This is a genomic window from Arthrobacter sp. MMS24-S77, from assembly GCF_054888235.1.
On record NZ_JBTZRN010000001.1, the window covers coordinates 1,900,463 to 1,921,996 of the forward strand.

Annotated in this window: 18 protein-coding genes and 1 pseudogene; 18 read left to right on the forward strand and 1 reads right to left on the reverse strand. The window is 64.1% G+C overall.

Annotated elements, in window-relative coordinates; translation table 11 throughout:
- Window positions 1–31 precede the first annotated feature (31 nt).
- From ribB to ACX5I4_RS08710, 7 genes and pseudogenes are all read left to right on the forward strand, one after another.
- Window positions 32–651: pseudogene (gene ribB / locus ACX5I4_RS08680) on the forward strand (3,4-dihydroxy-2-butanone-4-phosphate synthase).
- Window positions 648–1,349 (forward strand): GTP cyclohydrolase II, encoded by a 702-nt coding sequence (ribA, locus tag ACX5I4_RS08685; RefSeq protein WP_461836314.1) that lies wholly within the window; start codon window positions 648–650, stop codon window positions 1,347–1,349. The pseudogene ribB and the gene ribA overlap by 4 nt, the downstream one beginning before the upstream one ends.
- 56 nt (window positions 1,350–1,405) lie before the next feature.
- Window positions 1,406–1,891 (forward strand): 6,7-dimethyl-8-ribityllumazine synthase, encoded by a 486-nt coding sequence (ribH, locus tag ACX5I4_RS08690; protein ID WP_461836315.1) that lies wholly within the window; start codon window positions 1,406–1,408, stop codon window positions 1,889–1,891.
- Window positions 1,892–2,008: 117 nt separating this feature from the next.
- Window positions 2,009–2,272 carry a phosphoribosyl-ATP diphosphatase gene (locus ACX5I4_RS08695; RefSeq protein ID WP_078105460.1) on the forward strand — a complete coding sequence of 88 codons (264 nt, stop codon included), beginning with the start codon at window positions 2,009–2,011 and terminating at the stop codon, window positions 2,270–2,272.
- Window positions 2,273–2,415: 143 nt separating this feature from the next.
- Complete coding sequence (gene hisG / locus ACX5I4_RS08700; protein WP_461836316.1) at window positions 2,416–3,276, forward strand: ATP phosphoribosyltransferase; 861 nt, start codon at window positions 2,416–2,418, stop codon at window positions 3,274–3,276.
- A 23-nt stretch (window positions 3,277–3,299) separates the two neighbouring features.
- Window positions 3,300–4,076 (forward strand): imidazole glycerol phosphate synthase subunit HisF, encoded by a 777-nt coding sequence (gene hisF / locus ACX5I4_RS08705; protein ID WP_461836317.1) that lies wholly within the window; start codon window positions 3,300–3,302, stop codon window positions 4,074–4,076.
- Window positions 4,077–4,168: 92 nt separating this feature from the next.
- On the forward strand, window positions 4,169–5,356 hold the full coding sequence (locus tag ACX5I4_RS08710; protein ID WP_461836318.1) for an IS30 family transposase: 1,188 nt from the start codon (window positions 4,169–4,171) through the stop codon (window positions 5,354–5,356).
- A gap of 80 nt (window positions 5,357–5,436) precedes the next feature.
- Here the strand turns inward: ACX5I4_RS08710 and ACX5I4_RS08715 are convergent, their stop codons facing one another.
- Window positions 5,437–6,081: a TIGR03085 family metal-binding protein gene (locus ACX5I4_RS08715; RefSeq protein ID WP_461838679.1), complete on the reverse strand. Its 645-nt coding sequence runs from the start codon at window positions 6,079–6,081 to the stop codon at window positions 5,437–5,439.
- Between the two features lie 89 nt (window positions 6,082–6,170).
- Here ACX5I4_RS08715 and hisI point away from each other — a divergent pair, with 89 nt between their 5' ends.
- The 11 genes from hisI (at window position 6,171) to pyk (ending at window position 21,440) form a co-directional block, all read left to right on the forward strand.
- The gene (gene hisI / locus ACX5I4_RS08720) at window positions 6,171–6,599 is read left to right on the forward strand and encodes a phosphoribosyl-AMP cyclohydrolase (protein WP_461836319.1); all 429 of its coding nucleotides are present in this window, start codon (window positions 6,171–6,173) and stop codon (window positions 6,597–6,599) included.
- Window positions 6,600–6,656: 57 nt separating this feature from the next.
- Window positions 6,657–8,249 carry an anthranilate synthase component I gene (locus tag ACX5I4_RS08725; protein WP_461836320.1) on the forward strand — a complete coding sequence of 531 codons (1,593 nt, stop codon included), beginning with the start codon at window positions 6,657–6,659 and terminating at the stop codon, window positions 8,247–8,249.
- A complete protein-coding gene (locus ACX5I4_RS08730; protein WP_461836321.1) occupies window positions 8,246–8,851 on the forward strand; it encodes a Trp biosynthesis-associated membrane protein in 606 nt (201 codons plus the stop codon). The genes ACX5I4_RS08725 and ACX5I4_RS08730 overlap by 4 nt, the downstream gene beginning before the upstream one ends.
- A gap of 89 nt (window positions 8,852–8,940) precedes the next feature.
- On the forward strand, window positions 8,941–9,213 hold the full coding sequence (locus tag ACX5I4_RS08735; protein ID WP_461836322.1) for an HGxxPAAW family protein: 273 nt from the start codon (window positions 8,941–8,943) through the stop codon (window positions 9,211–9,213).
- Between the two features lie 2 nt (window positions 9,214–9,215).
- Window positions 9,216–10,034, forward strand: coding sequence for an indole-3-glycerol phosphate synthase TrpC (gene trpC, locus ACX5I4_RS08740; RefSeq protein WP_461836323.1), 819 nt, complete (start codon window positions 9,216–9,218; stop codon window positions 10,032–10,034).
- A gap of 111 nt (window positions 10,035–10,145) precedes the next feature.
- Window positions 10,146–11,528 carry a tryptophan synthase subunit beta gene (trpB, locus tag ACX5I4_RS08745; RefSeq protein WP_461836324.1) on the forward strand — a complete coding sequence of 461 codons (1,383 nt, stop codon included), beginning with the start codon at window positions 10,146–10,148 and terminating at the stop codon, window positions 11,526–11,528.
- Window positions 11,528–12,340: a tryptophan synthase subunit alpha gene (gene trpA / locus ACX5I4_RS08750; protein ID WP_461836325.1), complete on the forward strand. Its 813-nt coding sequence runs from the start codon at window positions 11,528–11,530 to the stop codon at window positions 12,338–12,340. Before trpB ends, trpA begins: the two co-directional genes overlap by 1 nt.
- Window positions 12,341–12,360: 20 nt before the next feature.
- Window positions 12,361–13,560: a prolipoprotein diacylglyceryl transferase gene (gene lgt, locus ACX5I4_RS08755; RefSeq protein ID WP_461836326.1), complete on the forward strand. Its 1,200-nt coding sequence runs from the start codon at window positions 12,361–12,363 to the stop codon at window positions 13,558–13,560.
- A 262-nt stretch (window positions 13,561–13,822) separates the two neighbouring features.
- On the forward strand, window positions 13,823–18,436 hold the full coding sequence (gene gltB, locus ACX5I4_RS08760) for a glutamate synthase large subunit (protein ID WP_461836327.1): 4,614 nt from the start codon (window positions 13,823–13,825) through the stop codon (window positions 18,434–18,436).
- Entirely contained in the window at window positions 18,429–19,886 is a 1,458-nt protein-coding gene (locus ACX5I4_RS08765; protein WP_461836328.1) for a glutamate synthase subunit beta, read from the forward strand. Before gltB ends, ACX5I4_RS08765 begins: the two co-directional genes overlap by 8 nt.
- 57 nt (window positions 19,887–19,943) lie before the next feature.
- Entirely contained in the window at window positions 19,944–21,440 is a 1,497-nt protein-coding gene (pyk, locus tag ACX5I4_RS08770; RefSeq protein ID WP_461836329.1) for a pyruvate kinase, read from the forward strand.
- Window positions 21,441–21,534 lie beyond the last annotated feature (94 nt).

Consider the following 21,534-nt stretch of genomic DNA (forward strand, 5'->3'; position numbering starts at 1 on the left):
GCTGGACCCCGTTGAAAAGGCCGTTCAGGCCATGGCTGCCGGCCGTCCGGTCATTGTTGTGGACAATGAAGACCGCGAAAACGAAGGCGACATCATCTTCGCCGCCGAACACGCGACGCCTGCCCTCATGGGCTGGACCATCCGCTACAGCTCAGGAGTCATTTGCGTTCCCCTTGAGGGTTCGCGGGCTGATGCCCTGGCGCTGCCGCCCATGGTCCTGGTCAATGAAGACGCCAAGGGCACGGCCTACACGGTGTCCTGTGATGCCGCTTTGGGAGTGAGCACCGGTATCTCCGCCACGGACAGGGCCCTGACGGCCCGGATCCTGGCCGATTCCAGCAGCACTCCGTCCTCGATCACGCGTCCCGGGCATATTTTTCCACTCCGTGCCGTTAAGGGGGAGTGCGTGAACGTCCGGGACATACCGAGGCGGCAGTTGATCTTTGCCGGCTTGCGGGGCTTGCCCCGGTGGGCGTGATCGCCGAGTTAGTTCATGACGATGGTGAAATGATGCGCCTGGATAGCCTCCGGGAGTTCGCTGCCGAGCATGGGTGCCCTTTGATTTCGATCGAAGACCTCGTGGCTTATGTTGTAGCGTCGGAGGCCGAGCACCAGGTTGCAATTCCGGCAGGAAACGAGGAGCAGCGATGACCACAGCGACAACGCACGACGGCGGCACGCACGCGCGCGCACCGCATCCCGTGAGCGGCGGCCCGATTGTCCAGCTACCCACCGCCTTCGGTGAGTTCGTGGCACAAGCGTGGACCGACCTTGCCACCGGTGCGGAGCACCTGGCCGTGAGTTCCCCGAAAGCGCCGCGTGCGGGCAAAGCCCCGCTCGTGCGCCTTCACTCGGAGTGCCTCACGGGCGACGTTTTCGGCTCGTACCGCTGCGATTGCGGCGAACAGCTGGCCTACGCCCTCGAGCTGATCCGCGAAGAGGGGGGCACCCTGCTCTACCTGCGCGGACAGGAAGGCCGCGGCATCGGCCTGGCCAACAAAATCAAGGCCTACGCACTGCAAGAGGCCGGATTCGACACGGTCGAGGCCAACGAGCAGCTCGGGCTGCCGGTGGACGCCCGCTGCTACAAAGCTGCTGCCCAGATCCTTGCCGAAATGGGCCTTCACGAAATCCGCCTCCTGAGCAACAACCCGGACAAGCAGAACAGGCTTGCCGCGGCCGGCGTGAAGGTTGTCGAGATGGTGCCCACCGAGGTTCCGTCCCGTGAAGAAAACCTTCGCTACCTTCAGACCAAGAAGGACCGCATGGACCACCGCCTGACCCTCGGTGACACTGAACCGGCCGGTACCCATGCAGCTGCCGGCACTTTTGACCTCGAGCAAGACTGAACTGCACTAGCAAGACTGAACTGCACTACCAAGACTGAACGGAATACCACACACCCATGAGCGGACACGGCGCCCCCACCATCGACCTCGCTACCCTCGACCGCGAGGAAACCCAACAGCTGAAGCTTGCCATCGTCGCTGCCAGCTGGCATACCCAGATCATGGACGGACTTCTCGACGGGGCACTGCGCGCTGCGAAGGAAGCCGGCATCGCCGAGCCCACCGTGCTGCGCGTCCCGGGATCCTTTGAGCTGCCAGTCGCGGCGGCACGGCTCGCGCCGCACTTTGACGCCGTCGTTGCCCTCGGCGTCGTCATCCGCGGCGGGACGCCGCACTTTGACTACGCGTGCCAGGCGGCGACGTCGGGACTCACCGAAGTCAGCGTCCGCACAGGCGTGCCGGTGGGCTTCGGTGTGCTCACGTGTGACACCGAGCAGCAAGGACTGGACCGCGCCGGTCTGGAAGGCTCGTCCGAGGACAAAGGGCACGAAGCCGTGACCGCGGCGCTGGCGACGGCTTTGACACTCAAGCAGTACGCGTAGCAAATAGACGAAAGGGATGTGGGCGTGCCGACGTATATTGTGCGTTCGCTCACATCCCTTTCGTCATGCAATGCCCGGACAGGCGGTCTCCGGCCCCAAGCAAGTAGGCTGTAGGGCGTGAAGAATTTCGAGACGCTGTTCGCAGAACTGAGCGAAAAGGCAGCGACCCGTCCGGCAGGCTCCCGCACCGTCGCCGAATTGGACTCCGGAATCCACGGCATCGGCAAGAAAGTCGTGGAGGAAGCAGCCGAAGTCTGGATGGCTGCAGAGTATGAATCCGATGAAGCCGCGGCCGAGGAAATCTCCCAGTTGCTCTACCACCTGCAGGTCTTGATGCTCGCCAAGGGTCTGGGCCTGGAAGACGTTTACAAGCATCTCTAGCCACGTCCGCTCCGCAGGACCTAACGAGGTCCCACCGGAGCCCCAGCGTGGCCCCCGCGCCCACCATACGGTGTCCTTCTGAGATCAGTGCCGTGGGCACAATGCCTGAAACATCCCCTTCCACTCCCCAAGAAAGTCCCCTCATGCTGCGAGTAGCCGTTCCCAACAAGGGATCCCTGTCCGAAGCCGCCTCCGCGATGCTGTCCGAGGCGGGATACCGCCAGCGCCGCGATACCCGCGAATTGGTCATGGTCGATCCCGACAACGACATTGAATTCTTCTTCCTCCGCCCCCGCGACATCGCCGTGTATGTCGGCCAGGGAACCCTCGACGTCGGGATCACCGGCCGTGACCTCCTGCTCGACGCGCAGGTGGAAGCCGAAGAACTGCTTCCCCTCGGTTTTGCCGCTTCCACGTTCCGCTTCGCCGGCCCAGTCGGTGACTTTTCCCGCGTCGAGCAGCTCGAAGGCAAGCGCCTCGCCACCAGCTACGACGGCCTCCTACGCGACTACCTCGCCGAGCGCGGCGTCAAAGCCAAGGTCGTCCGCCTCGACGGCGCCGTTGAGTCTTCCGTGCGTCTCGGCGTCGCTGACGCGATCGCCGACGTCGTCGAAACCGGCAACACGCTCAAAGCCGCCGGCATGGAAATCTTCGGCGAGCCCATCCTCAAGTCTGAAGCCGTCTTGATCCGCCGCACCGGCGAGGGTGGCGCCGCGAACGGCACCGCGAAGGAGATCGAGGTCCTCATCCGGCGCCTGCAGGGTGTGCTCGTCGCCCGCCAATACGTGCTCATGGACTACGACATCCGCAAGGACCTCGTAGAGGAAGCAGCCACGCTGACGCCGGGCCTCGAATCACCCACTGTGTCTCCGCTGCGCGACTCCGAGTGGGTTGCCGTCCGTTCCATGGTTCCGAAAAAGGAAACCAACCGGATCATGGACGAGCTGTACGACCTCGGCGCCCGCGCCATCCTGGTCAGCAGCATCCACGCCTGCCGCATCTGACACGAGACAATCCAGGAGTAGCAATGGCTGTAGCAATACGGGTCATCCCTTGCCTAGATGTCGATGCCGGCCGTGTCGTCAAGGGCATCAATTTCGAGGGCCTTCGCGACGCGGGAGACCCCGTCGAACTGGCGCACCGCTATGACAACGCCGGGGCGGACGAACTCACGTTCCTTGATGTCACGGCGTCTTCGGGCAACCGCGAAACCACGTTCGACGTCGTTCGCCGCACCGCCGAGGAAGTCTTCATCCCGCTGACCGTCGGCGGTGGCGTCCGCGGCGTGGCCGAAGTGGACAAGCTCCTGCGCTTCGGCGCGGACAAGGCCTCCATCAACACGGCCGCCGTCGCGCGCCCGGACGTCATTGACGAGATCACCCGCCACTTCGGATCGCAAGTGCTTGTCTTGTCGGTGGACGCCCGGCGGACAAGGCCTGGCTCCGAGCCCACGGCTTCCGGCTTCGAGGTGACCACCCACGGTGGACGCCAGGGCACCGGGATCGACGCCATTGCCTGGGCCAAGGAAGCCGCGGACCGCGGAGTGGGGGAGATCCTCCTGAACTCCATTGACGCTGACGGCACCAAAGACGGCTTCGACCTCGAACTCATCCGCCTGGTCCGCGCAGCCGTGCACATCCCGATCATCGCATCCGGGGGCGCGGGAGAACCGGCGCATTTCCCGCCCGCAGTAGAAGCGGGTGCCGACGCCGTACTGGCAGCCTCGGTGTTCCACTTCGGTCCGGACGACATGATCGCCCAGGTCAAGGCAGCGATTCGCGAAGCAGGCTTCCTGGTCCGCTAGAGGGTTCCAGCCCCAACTAACTCGCAGTTAACGTCGTTTTGAGCCGGCAAAGTCATATGGTCGTAGCAACGCTCTGATTGATGGAGCGTTTTATGGTCAGGTCATTTCCTCAGAGTGCCCGCAACGAGTTTGTGGACTTGGTGTGTGGTGGGATGTCGATTCTCGCGGCTTCCCGGCGCGTCGGGACCACACATCGGACCGGGGGAACCTGGTGGTCCCAGTCTGGCCTCATGATGACTGTGAACATGGGCCGCGTCGGGGGTCTTGCTGATCCGGCGCCGACGGCGGACGGTCCGGGTGGCCGGGCATTGACTTTGGACGATCGGGGGATGATCCAGATGGGCCGCCGGTGCGGGCTGAGCTACGCGGATATTGGGGAGGCGATTGGCCGGGACAAGTCGGTGGTCTGGCGGGAGGTGAAGCGGCACACCGGGGAGGACGGGGTTTATCATGCGTCGACCGCCCACGCTAAGGCGCATCAGAACCGGCGCCGGCCCAAGCCGCTGAAGCTTGTCGAGAACGAGGATCTGTGCCGGCTGATAGCGGTCTGGATGGACGACGGGTGGAGCCCGAAACTGATTTCATCGATGTTGGTGTTTTACTTCACCGATGATCAGACTATGCAGGTGAGCCACGAGACGATCTACCAGGCGCTGTACGTCCAATCCCGCGGGATCCTGCGGGCAGATCTGGCCGAAAAGCTCAGCCTGAAACGGAAGCAGCGGGTTCCCCACGCCGCGGACAGGACCAAGAACAGCCCCTACAAGGAGGCGTTCAAGATCAGTGAACGCCCGGCGGAGGCCCAGGACCGGGCCGTCCCAGGGCATTGGGAAGGCGACCTCATCATCGGCTCCAACGGGACCGCGATCGGCACCCTTGTGGAACGCTCGACCCGGTTCACGATCCTGCTCCACCTCCCCGGGAACCACAGCGCCGAGACCGTCGCTACCGCGATGATCCGGGAGATGGGCAACCTCCCGGACCACCTGCGACGGTCGATCACCTGGGACCGCGGCACGGAACTCGCCGACTACGCGAGGATCCAAACCGCGCTCGACACCACGCTCTACTTCTGCGACCCGCACTCGCCCTGGCAGCGCGGGACCAACGAAAACACCAACCGGCTCCTGAGATTCTGGTTCGAGAAAGGCTCGGACCTCTCCGCTCACACCCCGGAGGATCTCCGCCGGGTCGCCGCGAAACTCAACCGCCGGCCACGGCCCACCCTCAACCTGCAAACCCCAGCCAACCGGCTCAACCAGCTGCTGCAGGCAGCCTAAACCCCAGCGTTGCTCTGACCAGTTGACTTTGCCGCCCTCATAACGTCAACAACTGCGAGCTAGTTGGGTTTAGCGGCGGCTTAGAGGCCGACTTCGGCTGACTGGAGAAGCGCGACGGCGTCCGGCTGGCCTTCAAACGTGACCAGGGCGTGATGCGTGCGGCCGTGGGCGTGCATCAGGAGTTCACCGGGTTCGCCTACGATGGCGACGGATACGGGAGCACGCTTGGCAACATGGCGGGGACCGGAGGGGCGGACCAACACGATCCCGAGATCCACGCCGCGGTAGAGAATGGCAGCACGCTTGATCAATTCGTCCCACAAAGCGTCCGAGTATTCCTCATCAAGGGCCCGCGGCGCCCAACGGTCTCCGGCCCGGCGAATGTCTTCCGTGTGCACGAAATATTCAATGAGGTTCGAGGACTCGTCGAGGGCCTTGATCTTGAGGGGAGACAAGGCAGGCGGCCCTGAGCGGAAAGTGTTCACCAGCTCGGCGTAATCTTCGGTGGTCTTGAGCTTGGAGGCCAGTTTGGCCGTGGCCTTGTCCGAAGCCCTGGCAAGGCTCTTGACGAGCAGGCCGATACCGACGGCCGCTTTGCGCTCCCGCAGGTAAAGGTGTGCCGCGAGGTCCCTCGTCAGCCACCCTTCGCAGAGCGTGGGGGAGTCAGGTCCGGCCGCCAGGAGTGTTTCGGCCAGTACTTCGCGGGAGGGATCGACGAAATGCATCACTTGTGAAACTAGCACGAGACGCCCTCTGTTGCGCAGTGGAACCGCCACTGAATTTCGGGTCTACATGAGGCACTAGACTTGATCTGATGTCTGAGCAGTCAACACCCCAAGCCACGCCCGCTGCCGCTTCCGCCGCGGAGCCCGTCGTCGAGCCCGGAAGTCCGCTCCCTCATGAGTTGGCCGCCGCGCTCAAGCGCGATTCCGCCGGCCTCGTGGCAGCGATCATCCAGCAGTTCGACACTGACGAGGTGCTGATGCTCGGCTGGATGGACGACGAAGCGTTGCATCGAACCCTGACCACCGGCCGCGTCACGTTCTTCTCCCGCTCCCGCCAGGAGTACTGGCGCAAGGGAGACACCTCCGGGCACGTTCAGTTCGTCAAGTCGGTGGCCTTGGACTGCGACGGCGACGCCCTCCTGGTCCGCGTCGATCAGGTAGGAGCCGCTTGCCACACCGGTACGCGCACATGCTTCGATGACCGGAGCCTCGCCGCCGTAACAGGCGAGCGGGACTAGACCACTACCTACCATCCACTTTAGGCAGCACACAAGAAGAGGCGGAGAACACTAACCATGCAGGACCTTGGAATCATCAGCCCGGGCCTGGAGGAGTTCCGCGAACTCGCCGCACACAGCCGGGTCATCCCGGTCCGGCTCAGGGTACTGGCCGACGCCGAGACTCCCATCGGGCTCTACCGCAAGCTGGCCCAGGGCCAGCCGGGCACCTTCCTCCTGGAATCGGCGGCCGTCGGCGGAGCATGGTCCCGCTATTCGTTCATCGGTGCCCGTTCCCGTGCCACGTTGACCAGCAAGGACGGCCAGGCGCACTGGATCGGCGAGCCTCCCGTTGGTGTGCCGGTAGACGGCAGTCCCGTCGACGCAGTCCGAGACACCGTAGCGGCCCTGCGGACCGATCGCTTTCCGGATCTTCCTCCGTTCACCTCGGGCCTTGTCGGTTTCCTCGGATGGGAAACAGTCCGGCACTGGGAGAAGTTGACCAGCCCGCCGGAGGACGACCTCCATTTGCCGGAAATGGCCCTGAACCTCGTCACCGACATGGCCGTCCACGACAACATGGATGGCACCGTCCTGTTGATTGCCAACGCGATCAACTTCGACAACAGCTCCGAGCGCGTGGACGAAGCCTGGCATGACGCCGTGGCCCGGGTTAAGGGACTGCTGGACAAGATCAGCACGCCCGTGAAGCAGCCTGTGTCCGTGTTGCAATCCGAAGCCCTGGACTTCGCGTCCAGCGTGCAGGAACGCTGGGACGAGCAGGAGTACCTCAACGCGATCGATCGCGGCAAGGAAGCGATCGTCGACGGCGAAGTCTTCCAGGTGGTCATCTCGCGCCGCTTCGAAATGGAGTGCGCCGCGGACCCGCTGGATGTGTACCGCGTGCTGCGCAACACCAACCCGAGCCCGTACATGTACCTCTTCAGCCTTGAAGACGCCGATGGCCGTGAATACACGATTGTCGGCTCTTCTCCGGAGGCGCTTGTGACAGTGACCGGCAACGAAGTCATCACGCACCCGATTGCCGGATCCCGGCCCCGCGGCAAGACCGTTGAGGCCGACAAGGCGCTGGCCACCGAACTGCTCGCGGACCAGAAGGAACGTGCGGAGCACTTGATGCTTGTGGACCTGTCCCGCAACGACCTCTCCAAGGTCTGCGTTGCCGGAACCGTGGATGTCACGCAGTTCATGGAGGTAGAACGCTTCAGCCACATCATGCACTTGGTGTCCACGGTGGTCGGTGAATTGGCTCCCGGCGCCAAGGCGTACGACGTGCTGAAGGCGACCTTCCCCGCCGGCACGCTTTCCGGTGCACCCAAGCCGCGCGCACTACGCCTCCTGGACGAACTCGAACCGCACCGCCGTGGCATCTACGGCGGAGTGGTGGGTTACCTGGACTTCGCAGGCGACATGGACATGGCTATCGCCATCCGTTCGGCCCTGTTGCGCGAGGGGCGGGCCTACGTCCAGGCCGGCGGTGGCATTGTGGCCGATTCCCACAAGCCGTCCGAGGCACTCGAGACCGTCAATAAGGCGGCGGCCCCCTTGCGTGCCGTGCACACCGCCGGATCGCTCCACAACATTTTACCGGACGCGGTGTCCGCCGACGTGGGTTCCACTGACACTGCCGACGGGAACCCCACCCCGTGAGCGCTGCAGCCACTCAGACGCCGGCCGCAAAGCCTCCCGTGTGGGCCCGCAAGGCCAACGTGGTGCTCGGCATGGCAATCCTCGCCCTTGCGGTTTTCGGGACCACGACGCAGAGCTGGATCGACGTCCGGCTTGACCCCGCGGCTGCGGCGAATGCCGATCTCCACGTTCAGGGGAGCAAAGCCGCAACTGCGGTGACCGCGCTGGCGCTCGTGGCCCTCGCCGGAGGCCTGGCATCATCCATTGCCGGCAAGGTTTCGCGCTGGATCATCGCAACGATCATTGTGCTTGCCTCCGCAGGCATCATCGTTGCCGCAGCCACGGTCTTGGCCGACCCCCTCGGTGCGGCGCAAGGAACTATTGCGGCAACTACCGGCATCTCGGGTGGCCGGGCGGCCGCGTCGTCCACAGTGTTCCCGATTCTCGCCGTCGTGGCTGCCGGTTTGCTGGCTTTGTGTGGCGGCCTACTGCCGCTCGCCGGCCGGCGCTGGAAGGCGCGCACCAAGTACGACGTCGCCAGCCGGGCAGCGCGCGCGGGTTCCGGTCCCGTCGACGAGATCGACAGCTGGGACAGCCTCTCGCGCGGAGAAGACCCCACGTAAGACTCGACTGTCCGGACGTCGGACGATGTCCCGGGTGCGGTCAATAAATGGCAGAATGTAAGCAGTATTCATCCTGAGGAGATTTTCACATGAGCAAAACCACAGTGTCCGCTAGCAAGGCCCCTGTGACCGCTGCGAGCCACAGCGACGCCATCGGCCACGGCAACAGCCCGGCCGCGTGGACCTGCGTGATTGTCATGCTGGTAGGGGCACTGGTGTCCTCCGTCGCCTTTGTTATAGCCAGCACCCCCATTTTCATCGCCGGCATCGTTGTCATGTTCGCCGGCCTGATTGCCGGCTGGGCCATGCGCAAGGCGGGCTACGGCGTCGACGGCAGCAAGCTGAAGAACGCCGGCCACTGACTGTGACCGTTCTTGATGACATCATCGTCGGTGTCAGGGAGGACATGGAGGCACGCCGCCGCCTTGTTGGCCTCGACGAGCTGAAAGATCATGCCGCTTCTACGGCACCGGCGTTGGATGCATGGGCTGCCTTGGGCGGCCCGTCAACCAGCCGAGACGATCTGAAGGTCATCGCTGAAATCAAGCGCCGCAGCCCCTCCAAGGGCGATCTCGCGACCATAGTTGATCCGGCTGCACTTGCAGTGCAGTACGCCGACGGCGGCGCCTCTGTGATCAGCGTCCTCACCGAACAACGGCGCTTCAACGGCTCCTTGGCGGACCTGGACGCCGTCAGGGCCGCCGTCGACATTCCGCTGTTGCGCAAGGACTTCACGGTCGACGAATACCAGATCTGGGAAGCCCGCGCCCACGGCGCGGATCTCATCCTGCTGATCGTCGCGGCGCTTTCCGATGCACAGTTGCAGGAGTTCAGCGCATTGAGCCACGAGCTAGGCATGAATGTCCTGGTGGAAACGCACACACTCGACGAAATCGAGCGTGCTGCCGCGGCCCAGGCGCGGATCATCGGGGTGAACGTCCGCAATCTCAAGACGCTCGACGTCGACCGTTCTTTGTTTGCCTCCCTCGCCGGAAACATTCCTGCGGGAGCGGTGGTCGTGGCCGAGTCCGGCGTGCGGAACGCCGATGACGTCGCGCACTACGCAGGGAATGGCGCCCACGCGATTCTGGTGGGCGAGGCGCTTGTGAGCGACTCCACCCCTCGGGAGCGAATCAGCGAATTCAAGGCGGCCGGAGCTGCCGCCATGGCCGTCAGGACCTGAGACAGTCCTGACTCGCAGCGTGGACAAAGTCAGCGGCGGACAACGCGGCTGGTTGCTGTCCTGCGGCTCCCGGAAAAACTCAACTACCAACTGAACAGGACGGTGAGACTGATGGTGGACGCACCGACAGCCAACTCGGAAGAGAATGCGGCCGACGCATTCCTACAAGGCGGAGCCTCGCTGCGCAACGCTGCAGGGCCGTACTTCGGCTCATATGGCGGACGCTGGATGCCTGAGTCCCTCATTGCCGCCCTGGATGAAGTCCAGGACACGTTCGAGAAAGCCAAGGCCGATCCTGCGTTCCTTGCCCAGCTGAAGGACCTCAACAAGAACTACTCCGGCCGGCCGTCACTGCTCACCGAGGCGAAGCGCTTTTCCGAACACGCCGGCGGGGCGCGCATTTTCCTCAAGCGCGAAGACCTGAACCACACCGGATCCCACAAGATCAACAACGTCCTCGGCCAGGCTTTGCTCGCCAAGCGCATGGGCAAGACGCGCGTCATCGCCGAGACCGGCGCCGGCCAGCACGGCGTTGCCAGTGCCACCGCTGCTGCGCTCCTCGGCTTGGAATGCGTGGTTTACATGGGCGCTGAGGACTGCCGTCGGCAGGCCCTCAACGTGGCCCGCATGCAACTCCTGGGCGCCACCGTGGTTCCCGTGACCAACGGTTCACAGACGCTCAAGGACGCCATCAACGACGCCCTGCGCGACTGGGTCTCCAACGTGGACAACACGCATTACCTGCTGGGCACCGCGGCTGGAGCCCACCCGTTCCCGGCGATGGTGCGCTTCTTTCACGAAGTCATCGGTGAGGAAGCCCGCGCGCAGATCCTGGAGCAGACGGGCAGGCTGCCCGACGCCGTCTGTGCCTGCATCGGGGGCGGTTCCAATGCCATCGGAATCTTCCACAGTTTCCTGGACGACGCTTCCGTGAAGATCTACGGGTTCGAGGCAGGCGGCGAAGGTGTCGAAACCGGCCGCCACGCCGCCGCCATTACTCTCGGACGCCCCGGTGTGCTGCACGGTGCACGGTCCTACCTCATGCAGGACGAAGACGGTCAGACCATCGAATCGCACTCGATTTCCGCCGGACTGGACTACCCGAGCGTCGGTCCGGAGCACTCCTACCTCGCGGACATTGGCCGCGTGACGTACGAGCCCATCACGGACACCGAGGCCATGGACGCGTTCCGCTTGCTTTGCCGGACCGAGGGCATTATCCCGGCCATCGAGTCCTCGCACGCCCTCGCCGGTGCCATCAAGGTGGGCAAACGGCTCAACGAGGGCAAGGAGAGCCCCGCGGACACGATCATCATCGTGAACCTGTCCGGGCGTGGCGACAAGGACGTGGAGACGGCGGCGGCGTGGTTCGACATGCTGGATGAAGACGGCAACGTCAAGGGCACTACGCTTTCCACCCGCAAGCCCAAGGGTCCGGGGGATCGCAGCAATCTTGAGATCAGCCCTGACGAAGCAAGCGAGGACCAGAACTGATGACTGAGCAGATGACCAGCAAGTCCGCGGCCGCGATCGACCGCGCCAAGGAACAGGGCCGGGCCGCGTTGATCGGATACCTGCCCGCAGGCTACCCGGACGTGCAGTCCAGCATCGATGCCGGAATTGCCATGGCGCGCAACGGTGCAGACCTCATTGAAATCGGCATCCCGTACTCGGACCCGGTCATGGACGGCGCGGTCATCCAGGCCGCCACCACAGAGGCAATCGCCAACGGCTTCCGCGTGGCCAGCGTCTTCGACGTAGTGGCAGGCATCACCGCCGCCACGGACGCCGCAGTGCTCGTCATGACCTATTGGAACCCCGTGATGCGCATGGGCGTCGACGAGTTCTCGCGCAGGCTGGCCGAAGCCGGGGGAGCAGGGCTCATCACGCCGGACCTCATTCCGGACGAAGCTGCAGAATGGTTTGCGGCATCGGACAAGTATGGATTGGACCGGGTGTTCCTCGTGGCACCGTCGTCCACGCCGGAACGCCTGGCCATGACGGTGAAGGCAAGCCGCGGCTTTGTTTATGCCGTGTCCATCATGGGTGTCACCGGGGCCCGGCAGTCCGTCAGCAGCGCCGCGGAGAAGGTTGTGGCAGACACACATGCGGCCGGCGCCGAACGGGTTTGTGTCGGGCTCGGAGTCTCCACCGCGGACCATGTCCGCGAGATCGCCGCTTACGCGGACGGCGTGATCGTCGGTACCGCGCTGGTTGCGGCCATTCGCGACGGCGGCGTTGACGCCGTCGCGCAACTCACCAAGAACCTCAGCGCCGGCCTTGGCCGGGCAACAGCGCAGGCCTAGAAAAAGGAAAAGCGTAGACAATGCAGAGTCTCCTCCACGCCGCGGCAATGGCTCCCATGAGCCTTCCGAGCCCCTCATGGTCCGGATTCGATATTCCGCTTCCGTGGGGGTCTCTCCGCATCCACGCGTATGCCCTGTGCATTCTCCTGGGTATCATCCTGGGACTTTGGCTCACAGCCGTGCGCTGGAAGCGTCGCGGGACGCCCGAAGGCAGCCTCTGGGACATCGCGATCTGGGCGATCCCGTTCGGCATTGTGGGCGGCCGTCTTTACCATGTCTTCTCCTCGCCCGACGCGTATTTCGGCCCTGGCTTCAACGGCACCGGCGACCTCTCCCTAATACCGCAGATCTGGCGGGGTGGCCTGGGCATCTGGGGCGCCGTGGTTCTCGGCGTTTTCGGTGCCTGGCTGGGCTGCCGCCGCTCCGGCGTCAAGCTCACTGCATTCCTGGACGCCGCGGCCCCCGGCCTGCTGCTGGCCCAGGCGATCGGGCGCTGGGGGAACTGGTTCAACCAGGAACTCTTCGGCGGCCCCACCACCCTGCCTTGGGGACTGCAGATCGATCCCAATAGCCCGAACTTCCCTGCCGGGATGCCCAGCAGCACTCTGTTCCACCCGACGTTCCTTTACGAATCCCTCTGGAACCTCATCGGCGTCGCGATCCTCCTTGTCCTGGACCGCCGGTTCCACTTCCGCCGGGGCAGGCTCTTCTGGCTGTACGCCATTTACTACACGCTTGGCCGCGTGTGGATCGAAGCCCTGCGGATTGACGACGCAGAACAGATCAGCCTCTTCGGCATCACCACACGGCTCAACGTGTGGACGAGCATCTTCGTGTTCGTCGCAGCGATCATCGTCTTCATCGTCCTGAGCCTGCGCGGCAGGCCAGTGCCGGACACCGCGTACCTTCCCGGCCGCGAACCTGCAGTGGCTGGCGGCGGAGATGAGTCCGCCGGCGTTGACACAAATGCTGCGGACGATGAGACGAACAGCACAATTGTGACCGGTCCGGCGGACCATGATGCGGACGGATCTGTCTCAGATACCGGTGCGCATGGTAATCTCCGGAATAACCAAAGCGATCCGGGCCATACTGCTGAGCCAACGGAAACGGCCGAGGAGTCACACGCCGGCGTAGCGTCGGATTCCGGCTCCGAGTCCACCCAAACTACCGCCAGCAGCGCCCCCGGATCCGGGCCGGAAGCTGGCAGCACCAAGTAGCCAGCGCTACGGCACAGGGGCACCGGGCTACCGCCCAGAGGCCCCCGGCCACAGCGTCGTGGCACCCTTGGCAGTCGCCCGGCAGCACACAGATGCTCCGCGGTCAAGCTTGGGCCTGGGTCAGGCGTAACTGTTCGTTGCGACTTGGCCGCTGGCCTACAATTTCAAGTAATTAGCGCTTTGTTATGCCCGTCACACGGCAGGCAAGGTGGGGCCAGCGTTGTCCCTTCCATTCGCACGATCTCGAGGAAGGACGTCTTCAATGACCCATCTTCATAACCCAAGTTGGTCCGAAGCAGTCGAACCGCAGGGTGCCATGTCGCCCTTCAAGCGTTTTGCTGCGCTCCCGGAAGCCCAGGGTCTCTACAACCCCGAGCAGGAGAAGGACGCTTGCGGCTTGGCCATTATCGCCACCCTGCGTGGTGAACCCGGCTATGACATCGTGGAAGCGGCCCTGACTGCCCTGCGCAACCTCGAACACCGCGGCGCCGTCGGCGCCGACGAAGGTACCGGCGACGGCGCCGGCCTCCTGATGCAGGTTCCGGACGAGTTCTTCCGAGCCGTCGCCGAGTTCGAGCTGCCCGCACCGGGTCAATACGTCGTCGGCACCGCTTTCCTGCCTGCTGAAACCCGCGAAGCCGAAACCGCGAAGGCCGGCATCGAGGCGCTTGCCGTGGACGAGGGCCTCACGGTTCTTGGCTGGCGCGAAGTACCCGTGGTTGGCGATCTGGTGGGTGCCATGGCCCGTGCCTGCATGCCTTACTTCTCCCAGCCTTTCTTTGCCTCCGCCACGGGCGAGGTGCTGGACCGCAATGAACTGGACTCCCGCGCATGGCGTATCCGCAAGCGGGCACAGAACAAGTTCGGCGTCTACTTCCCGTCGCTGTCCTCGCGCACCATCGTGTACAAGGGCATGCTGACCACCGCGCAGCTGGAGCCGTTCTACCCGGACCTTTCGGACAAGCGCTTCAAGACCAAACTGGCCATCGTGCACTCGCGCTTCTCCACGAACACCTTCCCCTCGTGGCCCCTGGCCCAGCCCTTCCGCACCATCGCCCACAACGGTGAAATCAACACCGTCAAGGGCAACCGAAACTGGATGCGGGCCCGCCAGTCCCAGCTGGCGAACCCGCTGCTGGGCGATTCCCCGGAAGAGTTGTACCCCATCTGCACTCCCGGTGCTTCGGACTCCGCGTCCTTCGATGAAGTTGCCGAGCTGCTCTGGCTCTCCGGCCGGCCCATCACGCACTCAATCATGATGATGATCCCGGAAGCCTGGGAAAACCACGCCACCATGGATCCGGCACGCCGCGCCTTCTACGAGTACCACTCGCTGCTCATGGAGCCGTGGGACGGTCCCGCAGCAGTGTCATTCACGGACGGCAATCTTGTTGGGGCCACCCTTGACCGCAACGGCCTGCGCCCCGGCCGCTACTGGATCACCGAAGACGGACTGATCGTCTTCGCCTCCGAAGTCGGCGTGATCGACGTCGAAGCCGCCAAGGTGGTCAAGAAGGGCCGTGTTTCGCCGGGCAAGATGTTCCTGGTGGATACCGAAGCAGGCCGCATCATCGACGACGCCGAGGTCAAGGCCGAGGTCGCCGCAGCGAATCCTTGGGCCGAATGGGTCAAGGACAACCTGATCGACCTCAACGATCTCCCCGAGCGCGAGCACGTGCTGCACACGGCCGCGTCCGTCAACATCCGCCAGCGGACTTTCGGTTACACCACCGAAGAACTGAAGATCCTCCTCGGGCCGATGGCCCGCACGGGGGCCGAACCGCTTGGCGCCATGGGCTCTGACACCCCGGTTGCCGTGCTGTCCAAGCGCCCGCGCCTGCTGTTCGACTACTTCGTGCAGTCCTTCGCCCAGGTCACCAACCCGCCGCTGGATGCCATCCGTGAAGAGCTTGTCACCTCGCTGAAGTGCGCCATCGGTCCCAACGGCAACCTTCTCGACGTCGGACAGGTGCGCCAGCCGCAGATCTCCCTGCCGTTCCCGGTGATCAACAACGACCAGCTCGCCAAGATCGCCAATATCGAAAACGCCGATGGCGACAAGGTCGCCATGAAGGTCCGGGGCCTCTACCGTCCGGAAGGCGGCGAAGCGGCCCTGCGCAGCCGCCTGACCGAAATCTGTGAGCAGGTCTCCGGCGCGATCAACCGAGGCGTGCAGTACATCGTGCTGTCCGACCGCGACTCCAACGCGCAGTGGGCACCCATTCCTTCCCTTCTGCTTGTCAGCGCCGTGCACCACCATTTGCTCCGCAGCGCCAACCGAACCAAGACCGCCCTGGTGGTCGAAGCGGGCGACGTTCGCGAAACGCACCACGTGGCAGTGCTCGTCGGCTTCGGCGCTTCCGCCGTGAACCCGTACCTGGCCATGGAGTCCGTGGAGCAGCTGATCAGCACCGGCGAGGTAGTGGGTGTGACGCCGGAGGACGGTGTCTACAACCTCATCAAGGGGCTCGGCAAGGGCGTGCTGAAGATCATGTCCAAGATGGGCATTTCGACGGTGGCCTCGTACACCGGCGCCCAGACGTTCGAAGCGCTGGGCCTGTCCCAGGAACTCGTGGACGAATTCTTCTCCGGCACGCACTCCCAGTTGGGTGGCGTGGGCCTGGACGTTATTGCTGCCGAGGTTTCCGCGCGCCACCAGATGGCCTACCCGGAAGGCGGCATCGAGCAGCCGCACCGCCCGCTGCTCGGCGGGGGCGAATACCAGTGGCGCCGCGACGGCGAACCGCACCTGTTCAACCCGGAGACCGTCTTCCGGTTGCAGCACGCAACTCGCGAACGCCGCTACGACATCTTCAAGTCCTACACCAAGGGAATTGACGATCAGTCCGAGAACTTGATGACCCTGCGTGGGCTCCTGAAGTTCAAGGACAGCTTGCGACCTGCCGTGCCGCTTGAGGAAGTCGAGCCCGTTTCCAGCATCGTGAAGCGCTTCTCCACGGGAGCGATGAGCTACGGCTCCATCTCCAAGGAAGCCCACGAAACGCTTGCAATCGCCATGAACCGGCTGGGCGCCAAGTCCAACACAGGTGAAGGCGGCGAGGACGTGGACCGCCTGCTGGATCCTGAGCGCCGCTCCGCCATCAAGCAGATCGCCTCGGGCCGTTTCGGCGTGACCAGCCTGTACCTGACCAACGCCGAAGACATCCAGATCAAGATGGCCCAGGGCGCCAAGCCCGGTGAAGGTGGCCAGCTGATGGCGCAGAAGGTCTACCCCTGGGTGGCCCGGACCCGCCACTCAACCCCCGGCGTCGGGCTCATTTCCCCGCCACCGCACCACGACATCTACTCAATCGAAGACCTCGCGCAGCTCATCTACGATGCCAAGCGGGCCAACCCGTCGGCACGTGTGCACGTGAAGCTTGTGTCCGAAGTCGGGATCGGCACTGTGGCGTCCGGCGTCACCAAGGCGAAGGCCGACGTCGTGCTCGTCTCAGGGCACGACGGCGGAACCGGCGCCTCGCCGCTGAACTCGCTCAAGCATGCGGGTGTTCCGTGGGAGCTCGGCCTCGCCGAGACCCAACAGACGCTCATGCTCAATGGGCTTCGCGACCGCGTGGTGGTTCAGGTGGACGGCCAGCTCAAGACCGGCCGCGACGTCGTCATCGCCGCTTTGCTGGGTGCTGAGGAGTACGGCTTCGCGACCGCGCCCCTGGTGGTGTCCGGCTGCATCATGATGCGAGTCTGCCACCTGGACACTTGCCCGGTCGGTGTGGCAACCCAGAACCCTGAGCTTCGTTCGCGCTTCAACGGCAAGCCGGAATTCGTGGTCAACTTCTTCGAGTTCCTTGCCGAGGAAGTCCGTGAACTGCTCGCAGAGCTCGGTTTCCGCAGCCTCGAAGAGGCCATCGGCCACGCCGAAGTCCTGGACTCCCGAGAAGCGATCGACCACTGGAAGGCCGAGGGGCTCGACCTGGACCCGATCCTGCACGGGCTTGAGTTCGACGACGATGTTCCGCTGCGGAACCTCACCGGCCAGAACCACGAGCTCGACAAGCACTTCGACCAGCGCCTCATCGGCATGGCCGCCGAGGCTTTGAGCGACCGCACGCCGGTGAAGATCGCCGTCGACGTCATCAACACGGACCGTTCCGTGGGCACCATGCTGGGGCACGTCGTGACCAAGACGTTTGGCATCGACGTGCTCGCCACCGACACGATCGACATCACGTTGAAGGGGACCGCCGGGCAGTCGCTGGGCGCTTTCCTTCCGGCAGGCATCACCCTTCGCATGTTCGGTGACTCCAACGACTACGTCGGCAAGGGCCTCTCCGGCGGACGCATCATCGTCCGTCCGGACCGCACCAACGTTTTCCAGGCGGAACGCAACGTCATCGCAGGCAACGTGATCGGCTATGGTGCCACGAGCGGCGAGCTGTTCCTGCGCGGCCAGGTGGGCGAACGCTTCCTGGTGCGCAACTCGGGTGCCACAGCCGTCGTCGAAGGCATCGGCGACCACGGCTGCGAATACATGACCGGCGGCCAGACGCTGATCATCGGCCGCACCGGCCGCAACTTCGGTGCGGGCATGTCCGGTGGCACGGCCTACGTGCTGGACCTCCAGCCCGCCCGGGTCAACAAGCAAGCCCTGGATTCCGGGGAACTGCAGTTGCTCGAGCTCGACGACGAGGACCGCACCATCGTCCACAGCCTCCTGGTCAAGCACGTGGAGGAAACCGAATCCGTCCTTGCAGGCCGCTTGCTCGAAAACTTCGACGACACCGCTGCCCGCATCACCAAAGTTCTGCCGCGTGATTACGCCGCAGTCCTGCAAACCCGTCTCGACGCCATCGAAGAGGGCCTTGACCCTGACGGCGAAGAAGTATGGTCTCGAATCCTGGAGGTAACCGGTGGCTGATCCACGCGGATTTCTGAAAGTCCGGCAGCGCGAGACGCAGCCACGCCGTCCCGTTCCAGTCCGCATCATGGACTGGAAGGAAGTCTATGAGGCCCAGGACAAGGGCGTGCTCAAGAGCCAGGCCGGCCGCTGTATGGACTGCGGCGTTCCGTTCTGCCACCAGGGCTGCCCGTTGGGTAACCTCATTCCCGAATGGAACGACCTCACGTGGCGTGGCAAAGGCGAGGAGGCTATCGAGCGCCTGCACGCGACGAACAACTTCCCGGAGTTCACCGGGCGGTTGTGCCCTGCGCCGTGTGAAGCATCCTGCGTCCTGGGCATCAACCAACCTGCTGTAACCATCAAGCAGGTTGAAGTTTCCATCATTGACGACGCCTTCGAAAACGGCTGGGTGCAGCCGCTTCCGCCGACGCGTCTCTCCGGTAAGACGGTCGCCGTCGTCGGCTCCGGCCCCGCAGGGCTTGCAGTTGCACAACAACTGACGCGCGTCGGACACACTGTGGCCGTCTACGAGCGGGACGACAAGATCGGGGGACTGCTGCGCTACGGCATCCCCGACTTCAAGATGGAGAAGGAACAAGTTGACCGCCGCATCGAGCAGATGAAGGCCGAGGGCACCCGGTTCCGTACCGGTGTAGCTGTCGGAAGTGACGTGACGTGGGAGCAACTTCGCCGCCGCTACGACTCCGTGGTGATCGCCACGGGCGCTACAGTGCCGCGCGACCTTCCCATCCCCGGCCGCGAGCTCGAAGGCATCCACTTCGCCATGGATTACCTGGTACCTGCCAACCGCGTCGTGGCGGGTGAAACCGTGGAAGCCCAGATCGATGCCAAGGGCAAACATGTGGTAATCCTCGGTGGCGGCGACACAGGCGCCGACTGCCTCGGCACCGCACACCGACACGGCGCCGCGTCCGTCACCACCCTCGCGATCGGCAAGCAGCCGCCGCTCGAGCGTGCCTCGCACCAGCCGTGGCCAACGTTCCCGACGCTCTTCGAGGTTGCAAGCGCCCACGAAGAGGGCGGCGAACGCACCTACCTTGCCTCCACCGTTGAATTTGTCGGCGAAAACGGCAAGCTCACAGGAGTCAAGGTCGCCGAGACTGAGTTCGTGGATGGCAAGCGACTGCCGAAGGCTGGCACGGAACGCGTCATTCCGGCCGATCTGGTCTTCCTGTCGCTCGGCTTTACGGGCGCGGAACCTGCCGGTATCACGGAACAGGTCAGCGCAGAATTCGACGGGCGCGGCAACGTTGCCCGAGACGGCTACTACATGACCAACACCGAGGGTATTTTCGTGGCCGGCGATGCCGGCCGCGGACAGTCCTTGATTGTCTGGGCTATCGCCGAAGGCCGCGCCTGCGCTGCCGCCGTCGACAAGTACCTCATGGGCAGCACCATTCTTCCCGCGCCGGTGGCCCCCACCGACCGGGCTATATCGGTCCTCTAAGGGCCGGCGCACGACGCTTTCCCAACTCCAACTGCAGCACACTACTAGGGTAGGTATATGAGACGCGCAAAAATCGTGGCAACGTTCGGACCGGCAATTTCCAGCTTTGACAACACCCTCGCGGTGCTGGAAGCCGGCGTCGACGTCGCCCGCATGAACATGAGCCACGGCGACTACTCGGTACACGACAACACGTACGAGAACGTCCGCAAAGCCGCCGCCCAGCTTCACAAGCCGGTTGCCATCATGGCCGACCTGCAGGGCCCGAAGATCCGCCTCGGCCGCTTTGTCGATGGCCCCCATGAACTCGCTGTCGGTGACACGTTCACCATCACCACCGAGGACGTTCCGGGGACCAAAGACATCTGCTCCACCACGCTCAAGAGCCTCACCGAAGACGTCAACGTAGGCGACGCACTGCTGATCGACGACGGCAAAGTCGCACTTCGTGCCATCGAGGTTGACGATGTCAAGGTGGTCGCCACGGTGACGGTCGGTGGCTGGGTTTCCAACAACAAGGGCATTAACCTGCCTGGCGTTGCCGTCAACGTCCCCGCGCTGAGTGAAAAGGACGAGGACGATCTCCGCTGGGCCTTGAAGCGCGGCGTGGACATGGTTGCGCTGTCCTTCGTTCGCGATGCCTCGGACATCACTCGCGTCCACGAAATCATGGACGAAGCAGGCCGCCGCGTACCGGTGATCGCCAAGATCGAGAAGCCGCAGGCAGTGGCTCAGCTCCACGAAATCATCGACGCCTTCGACGCCATCATGGTTGCCCGTGGCGACTTGGGCGTGGAACTTCCGCTTGAGGAAGTGCCGATCGTCCAGAAGCGCGCCATCGAGCTGGCACGCCGTTGGGCGAAGCCGGTCATCGTGGCCACCCAGGTCCTCGAGTCCATGATCGACAACCCGCGTCCGACGCGCGCCGAGGCTTCGGACTGCGCAAACGCAGTGCTCGACGGCGCCGATGCGGTCATGCTCTCCGGTGAGACCAGCGTGGGCAAGTTCCCGATCGAGACCGTCAAGACGATGGCCCGGATCATCGAGTCCACTGAAGAGCACGGTCTCGAGCGCGTTCCGCCGCTGGGTACCAAGCCCAAGACGCGCGGTGGCGCTATTACGCGTGCCGCCGTCGAAATCGCCGATCAGCTGGACGCCAAGTTCATCTGTACGTTCACCCAGTCCGGTGACTCAGCCCGCCGCCTGTCCCGTCTGCGCCCGGTCAAGCCGGTCTTCGCCTTCACCCCGGTGGAGCAGGTCTGGAATCAGCTGGCGCTGACCTGGGGCATCCGGCCGGTCCTGGTTCCCATGGTGGGGCACACCGACGCCATGACTGCCCAGGTTGACCGCAGCCTGCTGGAAATGAAGATCGTGGAGAACGGTGACCTCGTGGTCATTGCTGCCGGTTCGCCTCCCGGACAGGCCGGCTCCACGAACTCTCTGAAGGTCCACAGGGTGGGCGACCTCGCTGACACGTCCCGCGTGGAAGAGTCTGCGCGCAAGGAAAAGGTCGGTCCCTGGCCTGAAAAGAAGAAGAGGTCGGGCAAGGCCTGATCTCTCGGCATGGCAGCATGAGGGGAGGTCCCGCCGTTTGGCGGGGCCTCCCTTTTTGGTGTCGTGCGGCTTTCGGGGCTCTCGCCGGAAGCTA

What these genes read in the sequence shown, in the direction of transcription:
- ribA (WP_461836314.1), top strand. Translation starts at nt 648, where the DNA reads ATGACCACAGCGACAACGCACGACGGCGGCACGCACGCGCGCGCACCG.
- ribH (WP_461836315.1), top strand. Translation starts at nt 1,406, where the DNA reads ATGAGCGGACACGGCGCCCCCACCATCGACCTCGCTACCCTCGACCGC.
- hisG (WP_461836316.1), top strand. Translation starts at nt 2,416, where the DNA reads ATGCTGCGAGTAGCCGTTCCCAACAAGGGATCCCTGTCCGAAGCCGCC.
- hisF (WP_461836317.1), top strand. Translation starts at nt 3,300, where the DNA reads ATGGCTGTAGCAATACGGGTCATCCCTTGCCTAGATGTCGATGCCGGC.
- ACX5I4_RS08710 (WP_461836318.1), top strand. Translation starts at nt 4,169, where the DNA reads ATGGTCAGGTCATTTCCTCAGAGTGCCCGCAACGAGTTTGTGGACTTG.
- ACX5I4_RS08715 (WP_461838679.1), bottom strand. Translation starts at nt 6,081, where the DNA reads ATGCATTTCGTCGATCCCTCCCGCGAAGTACTGGCCGAAACACTCCTG.
- hisI (WP_461836319.1), top strand. Translation starts at nt 6,171, where the DNA reads ATGTCTGAGCAGTCAACACCCCAAGCCACGCCCGCTGCCGCTTCCGCC.
- ACX5I4_RS08725 (WP_461836320.1), top strand. Translation starts at nt 6,657, where the DNA reads ATGCAGGACCTTGGAATCATCAGCCCGGGCCTGGAGGAGTTCCGCGAA.
- ACX5I4_RS08735 (WP_461836322.1), top strand. Translation starts at nt 8,941, where the DNA reads ATGAGCAAAACCACAGTGTCCGCTAGCAAGGCCCCTGTGACCGCTGCG.
- trpB (WP_461836324.1), top strand. Translation starts at nt 10,146, where the DNA reads ATGGTGGACGCACCGACAGCCAACTCGGAAGAGAATGCGGCCGACGCA.
- trpA (WP_461836325.1), top strand. Translation starts at nt 11,528, where the DNA reads ATGACTGAGCAGATGACCAGCAAGTCCGCGGCCGCGATCGACCGCGCC.
- lgt (WP_461836326.1), top strand. Translation starts at nt 12,361, where the DNA reads ATGCAGAGTCTCCTCCACGCCGCGGCAATGGCTCCCATGAGCCTTCCG.
- gltB (WP_461836327.1), top strand. Translation starts at nt 13,823, where the DNA reads ATGACCCATCTTCATAACCCAAGTTGGTCCGAAGCAGTCGAACCGCAG.
- pyk (WP_461836329.1), top strand. Translation starts at nt 19,944, where the DNA reads ATGAGACGCGCAAAAATCGTGGCAACGTTCGGACCGGCAATTTCCAGC.